Genomic DNA, 17523 nt, shown 5'->3' with positions numbered 1-17523 from the left:
AAAGTCTTGTGCATAGGAAAACACTAATCTGCCATTTACTGTACCATAACCTGATACTACTCCTTCTCCTGGTGACTTTGTTTTTTCCATGCCGAAGTTTGTACATCTGTGCTCTACAAATGTATCAACTTCTACAAAGCTCCCTTCATCGAATAATAGATTTAGTCTTTCTCTTGCTGTCAATTTACCTTTTTTATGCTGTTTTTCAATTTTGTCTTTGCCGCCACCTTCAGCTATTTTTTCTTTAGCTAAACGTAGCTGTTCTAACTTGCTATTTGACATTAAAAGAACCTCCTTAAGCTGATTGCCTAAGCAATCTTGTATTAGATATATTTTAGTAATTTTAAAATTAATCCCTTTGACAAAGTTCGATTAATACACCATTTGTACTTTTTGGATGTAGGAATGCTATTTTAGCTCCTCCTGCTCCATATCTAGGCTTTTCATCTATAAGTCTTATACCTTTTTGCTTCATTTCTTCTAGTGCCTTTTCTATATCATCTACTCTATATGCAATATGCTGTATTCCTTGACCTTTTTTCTCAATATACTTTGCAATAGGTCCTTCTGCATCGGTTGATTCTAACAATTCTATTTCTGTATCTCCTATTGGAAGAAATGCTACCTTTACTTTTTGTTCTTCTACTATCTCTGTTCCATGAAGATTCATACCTAGTACTTCCTCATAAAACTTTAAGGCTTCTTCAAGATTACTAACTGCTATACCAATATGGTCTACTTTTTTTACCATTTTTTTCACTCCTTAAATATTTATTTAAATATTATCAGAAAACAATTTTATTATAGACTCACATGCACTAAAGGGATCCATCTTTCTGTTTGCTACTGAAGCAGTTACTTTTTCTAAAGCATGGTTTGTTTGAGATTTTTCTAATACTCTCTTCATAACTTCTGTCTCTATCAACTTAATAATTTCCGTTTTAATATTATCTTCTCTTCTCTTTTTAAGTTCTCCTGAAGATTTTAAATATTCCATATGATTTATTATTTCATCTAATAATTCACTAGTTCCTTTGTTTAAACTAGCTACTACCTGTACTATAGGAGGTCTTCTATCCTTCCTAGGTCCCATGTCAAGCATTGCCTTTACTTCGGCAGCAGTTCTATTGGCTCCATCTAAATCGCTTTTATTTATTGCAAATATATCTCCGATTTCCATTACTCCAGCTTTTATAGCCTGAATATCATCTCCCAGGCCTGGCACCATAACCATAACTATAGTATCCGCTGTCTTTACTATATCTATTTCAGATTGGCCTACCCCAACTGTTTCTATAATTATGTAATCAGCGCCATATACATCTAATATCTTTACAGCACTTTGAGTAGCCTTTGACAGCCCACCTAGACATCCTCTAGTGCCCATGCTTCTAATGAATACGCCTGGATCTGTGGCCAAATCTTGCATTCTTATTCTATCGCCTAATATAGATCCACCAGTAAATGGACTGGTAGGATCTATGGCTACTATTCCAACAGTTTTGCCCCTATTTCTAAGCTCCTTTGCGAGCTTGTCAGTAAGGGTACTCTTGCCCCCGCCAGGGGGGCCAGTAATACCTATTACATGGGCTTTACCTGTATATTTATATATCTCTTTAATTATATTTTTTGCTTCTTCTTCATCATTCTCTACTATAGAAATCAGACGAGCACATGCTCTCCTGTCTCCATTTAGAAGCTTATCTACATATTCCAATATTAACACCGCCTGAATATACTATTTCCTAATCACATTTTCTTTTATATAATCAATACATGTTGTTGTAGGTGTTCCTGGCGTAAATATTTCTTTTATTCCTGCTTCCTTAAGACCAGGAATATCACCATCAGGAATTACTCCTCCGCCTACTACAAGAACATCATCTGCTCCTTCTTGTTTAAGTAATTCTACTACTCTTGGAAGTAAATGATTGTGTGCTCCCGATAATATACTCATAGCTACTACATCTACGTCTTCTTGTATAGCAGCCGCTACTATCTGTTCTGGAGTCTGTCTAAGTCCTGTATAAATAACTTCCATACCTGCATCTCTTAAAGCTCTTGCTATTACTTTTGCTCCTCTATCATGTCCATCAAGTCCTGGTTTTGCAACTAAAACTCTAATTGGTCTACTACTCACTTAGTATTCCTCCCTTTACACCAATTCTAAATTTTTATGTTTTTATATAATCACAGATTGCTGATATTCACCAAAAACTTCTCTCATTACTCCACAAATTTCTCCTAGTGTTGCATATGTCTTAACTGCCTCTAATATATATGGCATTACGTTTTCCTCGCCCTCGCATGCTTTTCTTAATGCTTCAAGCTTCTCTTTTACTAGTCCGTTGTTTCTCTTTGATTTTAAAGAAGAAATTTTATTCTTTTGAAGAATTCCAACAGCAGGGTCAACTCTTAAAAGCCCCTTAGGAGATTCTTCTTCTACCTGGAATTTATTCATACCAACTACTATTCTAGCGCCTGTTTCAACTTCTCTTTGATATTTATATGCTGCATCCATTATTTCTTGTTGAATATACCCCATGTCTATAGCTCTTGGTGCTCCACCAAGCTCGTCAATCTTATTTATATATTTCATTGCCTTGTCTTCTATTTCCTTAGTCTTAGCTTCTATATAATATGAACCTGCTAATGGGTCAACAGTATCTGTTACTCCACTTTCATACCCTACTATTTGTTGTGTTCTAAGAGCTATTCTAACTGAATCCTCAGTTGGAAGAGCAAGGGCTTCATCTCTTGAATTGGTGTGTAGGGACTGTGTACCACCAAGTACTGCAGCCAAAGTTTGTATAGCAACACGGACAATATTATTATCAGGCTGCTGTGCAGTTAATGTAGACCCTCCAGTTTGAGTATGGAATTTTAGCATCATTGACTTTGGATCTTTTGCCCCAAATCTTTCTTTCATTATTCTAGCCCATAATCTTCTAGCAGCTCTGTACTTTGAAACCTCTTCTAGTAAGTCATTATGAGCATTGAAGAAAAATGATAATCTAGGTGCAAAAGCATCTACATCAAGTCCAGCCTTTATTGCAGCTTCCACATATGCAATACCATCAGCAAGGGTAAAACCAACTTCTTGAGCCGCTGTAGAGCCTGCCTCTCTAATATGGTAGCCTGAGATGCTTATTGTATTCCATTTTGGTACTGATTTTGAACAAAACTCAAATATATTTGTAATTAGCCTCATGGATGGTTCAACTGGGAAAATATATGTTCCACGTGCTATATATTCTTTTAGTATATCATTTTGGATTGTACCTCTTAGTTTGTCAGGTGTAACTCCTTGCTTTTCAGCTACAGCAATGTACATTGCAAGTAAAACTGAAGCAGGTGCATTTATTGTCATAGAAGTACTTACTTTATCAAGAGGAATACCTTCAAAAAGTGTTTCCATATCTTCTAATGAATCTATAGCTACTCCTACTTTTCCTACTTCTCCTTCTGCTAATGGATGGTCTGAATCATATCCAATTTGTGTAGGTAAATCAAAAGCTACACTTAGTCCTGTTTGACCTTGTTCTAGTAAGTACTTATATCTATTGTTGGACTCTTCTGCAGTTGCAAATCCAGCATACATTCTCATAGTCCAAAGCTTTCCTCTATACATAGTAGGTTGAACTCCTCTAGTAAAAGGATAGCTTCCTGGATATCCCAAGTCTCTATTATAGTCTAACGATTCAACATCCTCTGGAGTATAAAGTGGATTCACTACTTCACCTGAAACTGTTGTAAACTCCTCTTTTCTTTCAGGAAATCTAGCGAGTGTCTTCTTAAGTTTAGTATCTTCCCATTCACATTTTGCTTGTTTAATCTGTTTTAAGCTTTCATTATCAAACATTTTGGACCCCCTCGTCTTAATGAATTTCTTATTCATTCTGTCACGTTCTAAATAGTCTGAAAAATGCAGTGATGCATGAAAGCGTTTACGTATTTTAGGTTTAGAATAAGTACAAAGAAGAAATAATAAACGCTTAAAATTACACATATGCATCCAAATACAGACTATTACATATAATGCTTTTTTGCAATATTTATTTCATAATGTTAATTATTGTGAAATAAATATTTCATTAAAAGTTTATTCTATGTTTTCTTGCTTATTCCTTTAATAGGTTCGACAAATTTTCTGAAGTTTTACTAACCCATGCCTTTTTCCCACTATATATATATATATATTATACTACACATATTTTCTTTTCCCGGGAAATAACGACTTTATTATCCATAATTCTATGTTTTTATATATCCATATCTTATCAGATGCATTGTTTACTATTTCTTCTTTTTTCGAATTTTATATAAAACGACAATTTTATCGTTTCATATAACCTATATATATATCTTACATTGATAAGTAATAGGATTTGTAAACAAAAACTCTGATTAATTATACTATACTAGTCATAGTTATTTAACAAATCAAAAAATAAAGTTCAAGTTATCCCGTTTTTGTTTTGTTAATACTAATTTTACATATTAGTATTATATGGCCTTTTTATTATTTAATATTTTCATTGTACCTGTTTCAGAAAATCTTTTATGCCATGACAATGCTTCCCCTATTATGTGTGGTGTATGCCTATACTTGCTTTCTACTAGAACTCTATTATAATAATCTTTAAGCATATCCTTATATTCTCCGGAAGCACAGTTCTCAATAATGCTCTTTGCCCTTTCTTTTGGGCTCAAACCTCTTAAATCAGCAACGCCTTGCTCAGTTACTATTATTTGAACATCATGTTCTGTATGATCGCAATGAGATACCATCGGTACTATGCAAGATATATCTCCATCTTTTGCTGTTGTTTGAGTTACGAATATTGATATATAGGAGTTTCTAGCAAAATCTCCTGAACCTCCTATTCCGTTCATAATCCTACTTCCCATTATATTACTAGAATTTACATTTCCATATAAGTCTACTTCAATTGCTGTGTTTATACCTATTACTCCTAATCTTCGAATAATTTCAGGATTATTACTTATTTCTTGTGGCCTCAATATTATCTTATCTCTATATCTTTCAATATTCTTATAAAAATCGTCTAATCTATCTTTTGATAATGTAAGAGAAGTAGCAGAAGCCATATTAACTTTCCCACAATCTATTAAATCAAGCACAGAATCTTGCAATACCTCTGAGTACACTGTCAAATCTTTATATTTAGAGTTTATTAATCCAGCCAAAACTGCATTTGCAACACTGCCTACTCCTGATTGCAATGGAAGAAGATTTTCTGGTAATCTATTATGTTTTACTTCATTGTCTAAAAAACCTATTAGGTTATTTGCCATTTTCGTTGAAACATCGTCAATCGGTGCTAGTTTCTTATCAGCATCTTTTATATTTGTAACTACAATGCCTACTATTTTATCTGGATTACAAGGTATATAATTTAAACCGATTCTATCTCCAGTTTGATAAATAGGAATTGGTTTCCTAAATGGTGGATTAGCAGGACTATATATATCATGTATCCCTTCTAGCTCTAAAGGTTGACTAGTGTTTAGTTCTACTATTACTTTATCAGCTTTCTCAACATAAACATTAGAATTGCCTACAGATGTTGATGGGACTATCCCTCCATCTTCAGTTATGGCTATAGCTTCTATTAAAGCTATATCAACATTACCTAAGAAACCATATTTCACCCATTGGGGAAAGTTGCTTAAATGCATATCACTATATTCTATTTCCTTATTATTTATACAGTTCCTTAGAGAATTATTAGTCTGATATGGGTATCTTCTTTTTATTACTCCAGCTCTTGATAAAACTCCGTCTAACTCATCTCCTACTGAAGCTCCTGTCATCAAGGTAATCTCTATCTTATCGCCGTTTTCAGCTCTTCTTCCTAATGCTAAAGGTACTGCCTTAGGATATCCTGCAGGTGTAAAGCCACTCGTTCCAACTTTCATTCCTGTTTTAAATAACATGGCTGCTTCGTCTGCTGTCATTATTTTATCTCTAAGCTTTTTGCATCTTATTCTTTCTTCTAACACGGTTCTTCCACCTCCGAATTATCAACTAGTTAAAGATATTTTGTATAAACAGGGAACCTCTGCATAAACAGAGGCCCTCAAATAGTTATATACTTGCGATAGTATTAGTAGCTGCATTTATATACATAGGTTTCGTCATAACCAACTATTACCTTATAATATCCTTTTAACATCTTGTCAGTTTCTTCATCTCCAGTATCTACTAATAGAGGTCTGCCTTTTAAGTCTATAATTTTATTTGGAGTTGAAATAATTATAATATTTTCTTTTCCTGCAGCCTTTATGATTCTAGGACTAAATTGTTGATTACCTCTACCAAATATATAACCCTGTCCTCCTATGAGCGATACTATTATTTTAAATTTTTTATCTTTTGTAGTTTTCAATATTTCTTCTTCATTTGCATCATTTAAAATTAACTTCTTGTCCTTTACAATATCTACTCCAAGTAAAGTACAGGGTGAATTCATCTGTTCTAATATTTTTCTTGTGGTTGTCCCAGAACCGATGAGATAAATGTAGTCTTTTTCCATGTTGTCAATGATATAGTCTGCTATGCCTTCTAAGCAAATATTGTCACTATATATGCCTCCAGCCTTTAAAGATTGGACATACTCTTTTTCATAAGGAACTTTCATATATCCGTATAATTTTGCTATTACCTTTCCTTCTCTGAATCGTTCCTCATCTATATCCATAACTTCTGACTCTCTTAGCTTAATACTCTTGTTCCCAAAAAAATCAGCAACTACTTTTCCAGCATTTAATGGATTTGTTGCAAATACAGCAGAGTGTATTTTTACTCCAGCAGGTATCCCTATTACAGGTATTTTGTCTCCTACTGAGTTATAAATATTTCTTGCAGTTCCATCTCCTCCTGCAAATAGGAGCAAGTCCACTTCGTTTTCTACCATTTTTAGAGCAGCCTCTTCCGTATCTTTATAGGTAGTTATTTCTCTATCAACATCTCCTATAACTGTCGGTACAATGCCCAAATCAGTACACTCTTGTTGCCCCATATCCCCAGGATAGGTTAATATCTCTATCCCAGGGACATTTTTTCTAATATAGTCTAAAGCTTTTCTTACTTTGCTTGGTGCTTCTTGTTTAGCACCAAGTGATAATGCTTTTTTTAAAGTTTCTTCCCCATCCGTTCCTTTCAAGCCTACTCTTCCACCCATTCCTGCAATTGGATTTACAATAAGACCAAGTCTTTTTGTCATATATTCACCTCAGTTATTTTGATGCTTTTTTCTTTTTATAAATCCTCCAGGTTACAATTAATTCTTTAGGATCTGTAACTTCTTCTTTTGATATTAAGGATATTGGAGTATTATGTGGAGCTGTTTTTACTAATTCTGGATTTTCATAAGCTTCTTCTGAAATTTTCTTAAATATATTGGCATATTCATCAATTTCCATTTTTGAATATGTTTCATTTGGCTCTGGAGTAAATGGTTCTGGAATTATCCATGGATGGTGACTTTGGAAATATCCTTGTACTCCATAGTCACTACATCTTCTATCTACATCATCAGTTCCTACGCCTGTATCTTCTTTTAATTTTTCCCAGCTATAACGTACTTGCTCCATTCTAAATTGTCCTTCAGCCCATGGTGCAGATATACCTTTAACTTCTGAAAGTAGTCTCTTCATTAAATAATTGTTGTTTAGTATAGATAACTCTGATACTTCCTTCAATCCATCTGGTCCAATAGCCATTATCCAAGAATATGCTCTCACTACAGTAGCTATTACTCCGTAGAATTTTCTTATTTTCCCAATGCTTTCTGGTCTATCATAATCTAAACTATATTTTTTACCATCATATTTAACTACTGGCACTGGTAAATATTTAGTTAAGAAATCTTTTACACCTTGAGCTCCGCAACATGGTCCCATAGAGCCATGAGGTGATGAAAATGCTTTGTGTAAGTTGTAGTGACACATATCGTATCCTACTTCTTTAGCTCTTGAGATTCCAAATAATCCATTAGCATCTGCTATATCTGCTATACATAGTCCACCTGCTTCATGTACTATATCAACCATTTCCTTAACATGAGGATTAAATATACCTGTATCCTCTGGATTTGTTAAAAACATTCCTGCAGTTCTTTCTGATACAACTGCCTTTAGAGATTCTAGGCTTGGATAACCAGTTTTTTCATCTGGCATTAAAGTAATTACTTTAAAACCTTTCGTATGTGGAGAAGCAGCATTTACAGGGTGAGATAATATGGTAGTAATTATTTCATTTCTTTGTTCTCCTTCTCCTCTATCAGTATGATATGCCTTTAGTATTGAAGCATTAGAGAATACCGCTTGAGCTCCACCACCAGGTTGGAATGTGAAAGCATCCATGCCTGAAATTGCTTTCAAGAATTCTTCCATCTTGTACATTATTTCAAGAGCTCCTTGTGTAGTCTCTTCATCTTGTAGTGGATGAAGTTCTGCAAATTTAGGATTTCTCACAAATTGCTCATTAATTTTTGGACTATATTTCATAGTACAGGTCCCTAAACCTATGTCGATATTAAGTTCTTGACCTAATGTTTCTTGAGATAGTCTTAAAAAGTGTCTAAGAACTTGTGGTTGTGCTAATTCTGGTAATGCAGGTTTTTTACTTCTTTTAATATTTTTTGGTACTATATCTTCTATGTCTCCAACTTTGTTCTTAATTTCATTATCTGCTTCTGGTAGTAATATTCCTCTTTGTCCAGGAGTGCTTAATTCAAATATTATAGGTTCATCCCATTTTGCTTGATGGAAATCTTTAACTTTTACATCCTTACTCATCTACACCATTCCTTTCTTTGATGTATTCATATTTTGGTTAATAACAATCCCTACTTTAATATATCTGCTAATTCTTTAGCCAATCTATCTATATCAGATTTCTTAGTAAGTTCAGTAACACAATATAAAGCACTATTGCCTAATTCTTTAAACTCTTTAGATAAGTCTTTGCCACCAAAGACACCTCTATTTAATAACTCTTTATTTATTTCTTCTACAGATTTATTTGCTTCATCAAAGTTTAAAATAAACTCTTTAAAGCTTGTGCTATTATCAAATACCACTTTTACGCCTTTTACTTCTGACAATACTTTTGTTGCATATCTAGCTTTATACATAATGTTTTTTCCTAGTTCATACATACCTTCTGGTCCCATTAATGATAGATATACTGCAGCAGTTATTGCCCATAAACCAGTGTTTGTTCCTAAATACTCTACTGCTTTTTCTCTACTACCATAGCTAGTTCTCTGATTTAATGAACGAGAGAATCCAAATTCTCCTTTATCATTTTCATATAAACTATAAAAATGGTTAGGGAAGTTCATTATAAACTGTGGCTCATCTTTACTTGCTATATATCCAGATTGTCCACTTCCATATCCCATATGCATACCTAAACATTGTATATCTCCACAAGTTACATCTGCTCCATAGTTTACTGGTGCTTCTAATATACCTAAAGATGAAGGGTCTGCAGATACTACAAATAAAGCTCCATGCTCATGAGCAATTTTTCCTATTTCTTCTCCATGTTCTTCAACAAATCCTAAATAAGATGGATTTTCTAAAAATACTCCTGCTGTATTATCTGAAATTTTATTTTTTAAGTCATTTAAATCCATTTGACCTGTTTTAGGATCATAGTCAACTAATGTAATAGTCATAAAATCGCAGAAGTTTCTTAATTGTGATAAAATGTCTGGATTCATTGATTTAGGTACTAGTAGCTCTTTTCTACCTGTTATACGATTTGTCATACGTAGTGATGTACAAGTAGCTTGTCCACCATCATATGTGGCTAAGCCTACTACATCCATATCAACTAATTCACCTATTAAACTTGTAAATTCAAATATAGCTTGACATTTACCATGGTCAGCGTAAGTTTCCCCACAGTATGCTGTCAAAAATTCACTTCTTGAATTAATTTCATCACATATTGCAGGTACATAGTGTCTATAGCAACCTGCTCCTAGAAAGTTTAAGTTTTCGCTACAAGCTGTATTCTTTGATAAGATACCTTCCACATGATCTTTTAGTTCAATTTCGGAAAGTAAAGGTTCAGGCAAATTCATTCTACCTGGTACTCTCAAATGCTTTGGTATATACGAATATAATTCTTCAATACTTTTTACTCCTAACTCGTCCATCATTTCTTTCTTTATGCTTTCTACACTATTAGGCATATAGGGATAGACTATGTTTTTCTTATTATTCATATTAACCCTCCTAACTTTTGATTTGCTTTGATTAGTTTTCTTTTACTGCATGAAATATTTATTGAAATTCCTCTTAATATTTGTTTAAGAAGAAAAATTGTAATCAATTTTTAAAAACTTTGTAAAGATGCAATGATTTTTAGGAAGAATATCTTTTTGAGATATCCTTCCCTTTTAGTTTTAGTTATAGTCTTTATTTAATTTATGGATGCATAATTATTTTTATTGCTTTTCGTTGATCTATTACTTCCATTGCCTTGTCCATATCTTTTAGATCAAATGTATGAGATATCATAGGTTCTACTCTTACTTTTCCTGCCTCAACTAAGTCAATACATTCCTTATAGTCTTGCCAAGTGTAGCATATGCTACCTTTGATTTGAATTTCACGTCTTACTATTTGTGCAATGTTTGCAGTAGCTGGTGCGTGGAATATACCTATCATAATTACTGTTCCATGTTTTCTTACTGAACTTAAAGCCATTTCAAATACACTTGGATGTCCTGTAGCTTCAACTACAATGTCTGCCATTCTACCATCAGTAAGCTTGCTAATATTTTCTAATAAGTTTTCATCTGAAATAACAATTTCGTCTGCTCCAAGTTCTTTTGCTAACTCTAATCTTTCTTCGTCACCTTTAACTCCTACAGTAATAATTTTCTTTGCTCCCTCAGCTTTTGCAATTTGAGTAGCATATAATCCTATTGGACCAGGTCCAAAAACAACTACTGTATCTTCACTGCCTATAGAAGCTTTTTTTACAGGGTGGTAAGCCGAAGCGATTGGGTCTATAGAAGCACCTTGCTCATAAGTCATATTTTCTGGTAATTTATGAAGAACTTTTTCAGGAACTGTTACATATTCAGCAAAAGCTCCATCCACATGAATACCTGTCTCTATAATGTTGTCGCATAGAGTTTCTAATCCTGTTCTACAGTAGTAGCAACTTCCACAATTAATAACTATTGCTGGAGTAACTCTATCACCAACTTTAAAATTCTTAACCTTACTTCCTACTTCAACAATATCTCCTGCAAATTCATGACCAGGAATTAGTGGTATAGGCACTTCCCTGATTCCTTTAAGTATTGGTACATCTGTTCCACAAATACCTACTGCCTTTACTTTAATTAATACTTCATCTTCCTTTGGTCTAGGATTTTCTACCTCTTTAAAAGCATAACCTGGGCCTTTTTTGTCTTTAACAATTGCTAACATTGTAAAACCTCCTTTTGTTTAAGTTAAAATGCAAGATGCATAGCTATTGCTACCAAAGGTATGGCTATTATTGTCCTCTCTAGCCATATAACTATTAACTCCCAGAATTTCACTGGTAAACCAAAGCTAATAAGTGGAAGCATAGTTTCTGTAATATATAATACTTGAACCATTGAAACCATAACTACAAAGTATCTAACAGCTTCATTAGCAGTTCCAGCTGTTACTGCAATTGATGGCATAAATAATTCAATTCCACCCAAAAATATTGCTTCTGCAGCTAATGGTGCTTCTGGAACTCCTACTAATGAAATAAGTGGTATTAAAGGCTTACTTGCAAACTGTATTATTGGAGTAAAATTATATACTGCTAACATTATTCCACCTATTACAACCATCATAGGTATTATTTCAACAACAACCATAAATCCATTAAATGCGCCTACAATCAAGTCTTTTAGAACGTTATCGGATGTGTCAGCTTTTTGAATAGCTCTGTTGAATCCAACTTTTAATTGACCCTTGGTATACTTATTGTTTTCTTTTCTCATTTCTTCTGTCTGTATGGTACCGTTTTCATAAACATCAGCATGTTTACAAATAGGTGGTATTCTAACGATTATGGCAGCTATTATATAAGCAATTAATAAATATATTAAGAACATGCTATTGAACTTTGAGCTTAAGCCAACATAGCTTACTAGGAATGCACAATATCCAACTGAGTTCAAGCTAAATCCAGATGAAATACTTATAGCTTCCTTTTCTGTATATTGGTTGTCGTGATATAAAGATGTTGTTAAGAAAATTCCAACAACAGCAGCTCCTACTACTGAAGCTATTGAGTCTATTGCCGCCTTACCAGGTAACTTTAGAACTGGTCTCATAATAGGTTCAAGCATGACTCCAACTAGCTCTAGTATTCCGTAGGAAGTTAAGAGAGGAAGAACTAATCCACCAACTGTTAGACATCCAATAGTAAAAGGAAATATTTCTCTTATCATATAAGGTACTGTTGATTCATGATAAAGAAAAGGTATTCCTTTTTGTGTAAGAGCCATAATAACAAAAACAAATGCTAAAAAATAATTTATGCCCTTTATCTTTGAGCTCTTGCCAAATCTTTTATGAAGATAAGTTCCCTCTTTTGCTAACGTTTTCCCATAAATGTAGCCAAACAAGTTAAACGTAACCATTCCCATAATGACATATGGTACTTTATCTCCTAAAGGATTTATAACTAGTGCTTTTTGCAATACTTCAAAAGGCATTTTCCCATTAAATGCTGGTACAAAGAAAATAAAAATTCCTAATGCTGATCCTATTACGAATACTAAAAAGTTCCTCAGAAACGGATGTTTTAAATCTAAAGCTTGTTCACCATTATTAATACCTTCCATGTAAACACTCCTCCTAATTATTATGGATTGATAATAAATAATACCTTTAAATTAATTATTATCCGTATTGATTCTTATTGCCCCCCTTTCTTTATTTGATGTGACAGGTTGATTAATATTAGTTTGTTTATTATAGTTCCGTTACTATTTCATGTCACTAACTAATATAGCAATTAACGTGCCAATTATAAGGATGGGTTAAATCCACATTAGCAAGGGGTTTTGTTAATAAAAAACGCATTGATTTGATTCAACAATAAATCAAATCAATGCTAAATTCTTTTTATTTGCTAGATTTGAGCATTATAGCCTTGCTAGCCTGATACATAAACGTATCGCTATTATTCGATAATGTATCATTAATTTTCGATATTATATTTATTAGCTTTTCTCACTACTGTTGGTTGGCTAACTCCTAACGCTTCCGCAGCTTTTCTAGTGCTTCCATATCTTTTTAGTGCTTTAAATATTAGCTGTTTTTCTAAGCTAGACACAGCATCTTCTAATGTAAGATTTTCATCTAGAGTACAATTGTTATTTAAGCTACTTTTGCCAAGTATATTATTAATATAGGTATCATCAATTACTTCTGAGGGACAAATTAACACAAATCTTTCTATTAAATTTTTCAATTGCCTTACATTGCCTGGCCAATAGTATGATTTCAATGCTTCATATGCTTTATAATTAATACTTTTTTTCATATTGTATTTCAAATTAAACTCTTCTAAAAAGTGAAAAGCAAGAAATATTATATCTTCACTTCTCTCTCTAAGAGGTGGTACTGTTATAGGAATAATATTTAATCTATAATATAAGTCCTCTCTAAATTTTCCTTTATCTACAAGAACTTTTAAATTTTTGTTTGTAGCTGCAATAATCCTAACATTTATATCTTTAGATTTAGTTCCCCCTATCCTTAGTGTTTGTTTTTCCTGTAAAACTCTTAAAAGCTTTGTCTGAGACGCCAAAGATATTTCTCCAATTTCATCTAATAAAATAGTACCTTCATCTGCTAATTCAAATAAACCAGGTTTTCCATTATTCATTGCACCAGTAAATGCCCCTTTTTCATATCCAAATAATTCAGATTCAAACAACGTATCTGGAATTGAAGCACAATTTACCTTGATAAATGGCCCATTTTTTCTTAAACTTCTTTTGTGTATCTCCTTTGCAATAACCTCTTTACCTACTCCTGTTTCTCCTAAAATCAATACTGTTGTATCTACTTCTGATATTCTATCTATAGTTTCATAGATTAAATTCATTTTCTTACTGTTCCCTACTACATTATCTCTATTAATATTCTCTTTTCTCAGTTCTTTTAGCTCACAGGAATATTTGTTATTTAACTCTTCTGTCATTTCAAGCTTAGCCTGGAGATCATGAAGTTCAGTCATATATCTTAAGTTTGTTACAACGAGTAAAATATTTTTATCCTTATCATAAACTGGACTACTGGTTACCAAGCATCTTCTTCCACCTTCAAAATAATCAATAATAGACATAGGCTTATTTTCTCTTAGTGCTTTTAAACTAGCTGAATCCTTGAAAAAGCCTTGCATTATTAAATCTACCATATGTTTACCTATAAGCTGTTCTCTTTTAAGTCCACTAATTCTCTCATAGGCATCATTCACAAAAATTGTGTAACCATTCTTATCTGTAATATATATTCCATCATGCATAGAGTCAAATATAGATTTAGTTACATCATTTAAATATATTTCTTCATTTTTGCTTTCTTGTATTTGGCTATCTTTATCTGGAATATTTACATCTAAGCTCCCTTGTCCCTTTGTATTCATCAAACTATCCCCCTATAATCAATTTTATATGAATAAAGCAGCTATGTTTAGAGTACAACTAAGCTATAATATCAAACAAAGTTTTTTGTAAAAAAGTGCCAAAGGCATAAACCAATGGCACAAATTGTCTATTTAACTTTTCTAGTTTCCTTAATCTTTAAATATTTCTTTTATTATTCTTAGAAAGTTTTTATATTTAATTTTTTCAATGTCTTCTTTTGAATATCCACGAGCTTCAAAAATTTTAATTAGTTCTGGTACCTTTGTAATGTTTTCAAATCCAATAGTATTTGCTGATTCTTCTTCGGCAAAAAATTTCATTGTTTCTCCTGCTAAATAATCATCAAAGTCAAACCCCAGTCCTACGTGTTCGATTCCCATTATCTCCACCATATGATCAAGGTGATTCGCCAAATGTTCTATATCTCTATTTTCTTTTTTATCTGAAACAAAATCAGAAAATGCATTAAGTCCAACTACTCCGCCTTTTTGTGCAATAGCTTTTAATTGTTCATCTGTTAGGTTTCTAGCAGCACTGCAAAGTGCCTTACAATTAGAATGTGATGCTATAAATGGTTTTGTAGTCAATTCACATATTTGCCAAAACGTCTTTTCGTTTGCATGTGAGACATCAACTATCATCCCAAGTTGTTCTAATCTTTTCACTGCCTCAACTCCATACTGGGTTAAGCCTCTATTTGGATCACCTTTTACTCCAGTAGCTAGGTCATTTTGTTCATTCCATGTAAGAGTTGCATGTCTTACTCCGAGCATGTATAAAACATTTATTAAATTAACATTTTTACCAATATAACTAAGTCCTTCCGAACCTATAACAGCAGCAAACCTATTTGTATCTATAGCTTCTTTTATATCATCGTATTTTCTAATAATCTTAAAAATATCCTGATTATTAGTTATCTCTACTGACATATTTTCTATAATTTCAAATGCTCTTTTTTCTGGTTCTTTATCATTAGGCGGATCTATCCAAATAACAAATATTCCTCCATTAACTCCACCTTTATTATATCTTTCTAAATGAAAAGACTTAAATACATTTTCCATTCCATCTTGTCTCTTTACTGTTACGTCTGTCCAAATATCTCCATGTGCGTCAAATATCATTATTGTCACATCCTTGTTAAACTTTTTAGTTTGTAAATAGTTTTCTACATTTTATCTATTATATTAATATTAAGGAGGGGGGGCCCTCCTTAATATTAAAAGCAGCTAAATAACTACCAGCCTTTTATTATATTACCCACTAATACTCCATAGTAGTTGCCCAAAACATATCCTAAGGTACCACATAGTATTGTTGGTACTATTAATTTATCCCAACCCTTTGCAATAGCCATAGCAGCTGATGTTGTAGGTCCACCTACGTTAGCATTAGCAGCTAACATCATTTCTTCCAAATTAAATTTGAATATTTTCCCAAATAGTAGGGTTACAATTAGATTTGTGAAAACAATTATTGTACAGAATATTAAAAGTATAGGTGATTTTGTTACTATAAGACTAATTGATGCTGGAACACCTATTACAGCAAAGAATATATGAATTAAAAATGTTCCAATTTCTTGAGCTCCACCAACACTTCCAAAGAAGCCAGAAAACTTTGTAGCTAACAACATAGTAATAGTTGTAATAATTAAGTATTTATTTCCCAAAAGACCATTTAATAAATCTAGTCCAAGATTTCCTGTAGGGATTACTTTAGATAAGAAACCTGCAATTTCAGATGAAATAGCTACAATTATAAAGGAAATAGCTATAGTAAATGCTATATCTTTTAATGATACAGATTTTGGCGCCCAGAATTGTGCTGCACGAGTCTTTCCTTCTTCTGATTCGCCTTCTTTTTCTATTTGATCAATTATTGGATGTGAGTATTTTTTTAAGAAGAAATTCATTGTTGGAATTGCTATTAAAACAAAGAAATAAATAGCCATTAATAAGTTATCTGCCACAACAGAAGCAGTAACTATATCTCCAGTAGCCCCAAAAGCATCAGCCATTGCAACAAGATTAACACTACCACCAGAATATGTTCCTGTCATCATTGCAGCAGCCTTGTATATTTCAGGAATATGGTTTTTCAATAGACCTGAAGCAAGAAAAGCTCCAGCAATTGTTCCTATTCCACTTATCAAGTATATTACAAGTAGCCTTCCACTTTCTTTCCATATTTTTTTTACATTAGCATTGAAAAGTAGCATTGGAATTGCTAGTGGTACAACATAACCCCATACATTATCATAAGTTGGGGAATCAACAGGTATTACTCTTAAATTAGATAATATCATAGCAAATATAAGTGCTAATACACATCCTGTAACTTTACCTGCCCATTTGTATTTTTGCTCTAACCAAATACTAATTGCTGCTATCCCTGTTAAAACTGCCCATAATGCCCATACGTTATCTGCGCTTATTAAAGTTTTCATGAGTACTCCTCCTTGTAGATAATTTAGTAATAAATCATTAAATTATAAGTTGTTTTTTAGAAAATGCCATAAATGATAATAAAAATACCAAAGATAGCGTTTTCCACAATACTATTAATGGTTTTTATTCATTAAACAATTATTTTCATCACCTTTTATTACTAAGTTAATAATTGATTAAAATCCCACCTTTCTTCCTCCAATTTGTTTTTTTGCTAATTGTTTAATACTTTTATATTTTAAGGTGATGAGCTTATCCTTAGAATTTCTTTCAATATTTTTTAATGCATTTATCATGCCATAAATTAATAATTTAACAATGGTGTTCAAATCAACGTTCGCAATAAAATAGCCCTGTTCAAGCGATACATT

15 protein-coding genes are annotated in these 17523 nt (G+C 32.7%); all 15 read right to left on the bottom strand.

Annotation, left to right across the window (positions count from 1 at the left end; translation table 11 throughout):
- Positions 1-282, bottom strand: a 282-nt coding sequence (locus ABV008_RS04425) for a carboxyl transferase domain-containing protein (protein ID WP_352418613.1), incomplete at its 3' end; no start/stop codon positions are given.
- 67 nt (positions 283-349) lie between these two features.
- On the bottom strand, positions 350-751 hold the full coding sequence (gene mce, locus ABV008_RS04420; RefSeq protein ID WP_352418612.1) for a methylmalonyl-CoA epimerase: 402 nt from the start codon (positions 749-751) through the stop codon (positions 350-352).
- A gap of 24 nt (positions 752-775) precedes the next feature.
- Entirely contained in the window at positions 776-1726 is a 951-nt protein-coding gene (gene meaB, locus ABV008_RS04415) for a methylmalonyl Co-A mutase-associated GTPase MeaB (protein WP_352418611.1), read from the bottom strand.
- 12 nt (positions 1727-1738) lie between these two features.
- On the bottom strand, positions 1739-2140 hold the full coding sequence (locus ABV008_RS04410) for a cobalamin B12-binding domain-containing protein (RefSeq protein ID WP_352418610.1): 402 nt from the start codon (positions 2138-2140) through the stop codon (positions 1739-1741).
- Between the two features lie 42 nt (positions 2141-2182).
- A complete protein-coding gene (locus ABV008_RS04405; RefSeq protein ID WP_352418609.1) occupies positions 2183-3862 on the bottom strand; it encodes an acyl-CoA mutase large subunit family protein in 1680 nt (559 codons plus the stop codon).
- Positions 3863-4506: 644 nt separating this feature from the next.
- A complete protein-coding gene (gene scpC, locus ABV008_RS04400; RefSeq protein ID WP_352418608.1) occupies positions 4507-6027 on the bottom strand; it encodes a succinyl-CoA:acetate CoA-transferase ScpC in 1521 nt (506 codons plus the stop codon).
- A 104-nt stretch (positions 6028-6131) separates the two neighbouring features.
- A complete protein-coding gene (locus tag ABV008_RS04395; RefSeq protein WP_352418607.1) occupies positions 6132-7250 on the bottom strand; it encodes an ATP-NAD kinase family protein in 1119 nt (372 codons plus the stop codon).
- 13 nt (positions 7251-7263) lie between these two features.
- Positions 7264-8826, bottom strand: a complete 1563-nt coding sequence (gcvPB, locus tag ABV008_RS04390; RefSeq protein WP_352418606.1) for an aminomethyl-transferring glycine dehydrogenase subunit GcvPB — start codon at positions 8824-8826, stop codon at positions 7264-7266.
- A gap of 50 nt (positions 8827-8876) precedes the next feature.
- Positions 8877-10268: an aminomethyl-transferring glycine dehydrogenase subunit GcvPA gene (gene gcvPA, locus ABV008_RS04385; RefSeq protein WP_352418605.1), complete on the bottom strand. Its 1392-nt coding sequence runs from the start codon at positions 10266-10268 to the stop codon at positions 8877-8879.
- A 202-nt stretch (positions 10269-10470) separates the two neighbouring features.
- Positions 10471-11487 (bottom strand): zinc-dependent alcohol dehydrogenase, encoded by a 1017-nt coding sequence (locus tag ABV008_RS04380; protein ID WP_352418604.1) that lies wholly within the window; start codon positions 11485-11487, stop codon positions 10471-10473.
- 23 nt (positions 11488-11510) lie between these two features.
- Positions 11511-12887, bottom strand: coding sequence for a YjiH family protein (locus tag ABV008_RS04375; RefSeq protein WP_352418603.1), 1377 nt, complete (start codon positions 12885-12887; stop codon positions 11511-11513).
- A 359-nt stretch (positions 12888-13246) separates the two neighbouring features.
- Positions 13247-14698 (bottom strand): sigma-54 interaction domain-containing protein, encoded by a 1452-nt coding sequence (locus ABV008_RS04370; protein ID WP_352418602.1) that lies wholly within the window; start codon positions 14696-14698, stop codon positions 13247-13249.
- Between the two features lie 150 nt (positions 14699-14848).
- Positions 14849-15826: a dipeptidase gene (locus ABV008_RS04365; protein WP_352418601.1), complete on the bottom strand. Its 978-nt coding sequence runs from the start codon at positions 15824-15826 to the stop codon at positions 14849-14851.
- A gap of 113 nt (positions 15827-15939) precedes the next feature.
- A complete protein-coding gene (locus ABV008_RS04360) occupies positions 15940-17151 on the bottom strand; it encodes a DUF819 family protein (RefSeq protein ID WP_352418600.1) in 1212 nt (403 codons plus the stop codon).
- A gap of 177 nt (positions 17152-17328) precedes the next feature.
- On the bottom strand, positions 17329-17523 hold a 195-nt coding region (locus ABV008_RS04355; RefSeq protein ID WP_352418599.1), incomplete at its 5' end, for a hypothetical protein.

The organism is Proteiniborus sp., assembly GCF_040308045.1.
In the GTDB taxonomy this organism is placed as follows: Bacteria; Bacillota; Clostridia; order Tissierellales; family Proteiniboraceae; genus Proteiniborus.
This window is presented reverse-complemented; position numbering and strand designations above follow the sequence as displayed.

Coding starts and splice junctions, on each gene's coding strand:
- ABV008_RS04370 (WP_352418602.1), bottom strand. CDS start 14,698: ATGAATACAAAGGGACAAGGGAGCTTAGATGTAAATATTCCAGATAAA.
- ABV008_RS04405 (WP_352418609.1), bottom strand. CDS start 3,862: ATGTTTGATAATGAAAGCTTAAAACAGATTAAACAAGCAAAATGTGAA.
- ABV008_RS04375 (WP_352418603.1), bottom strand. CDS start 12,887: ATGGAAGGTATTAATAATGGTGAACAAGCTTTAGATTTAAAACATCCG.
- gcvPB (WP_352418606.1), bottom strand. CDS start 8,826: ATGAGTAAGGATGTAAAAGTTAAAGATTTCCATCAAGCAAAATGGGAT.
- ABV008_RS04365 (WP_352418601.1), bottom strand. CDS start 15,826: ATGATATTTGACGCACATGGAGATATTTGGACAGACGTAACAGTAAAG.
- ABV008_RS04395 (WP_352418607.1), bottom strand. CDS start 7,250: ATGACAAAAAGACTTGGTCTTATTGTAAATCCAATTGCAGGAATGGGT.
- ABV008_RS04360 (WP_352418600.1), bottom strand. CDS start 17,151: ATGAAAACTTTAATAAGCGCAGATAACGTATGGGCATTATGGGCAGTT.
- ABV008_RS04380 (WP_352418604.1), bottom strand. CDS start 11,487: ATGTTAGCAATTGTTAAAGACAAAAAAGGCCCAGGTTATGCTTTTAAA.
- mce (WP_352418612.1), bottom strand. CDS start 751: ATGGTAAAAAAAGTAGACCATATTGGTATAGCAGTTAGTAATCTTGAA.
- gcvPA (WP_352418605.1), bottom strand. CDS start 10,268: ATGAATAATAAGAAAAACATAGTCTATCCCTATATGCCTAATAGTGTA.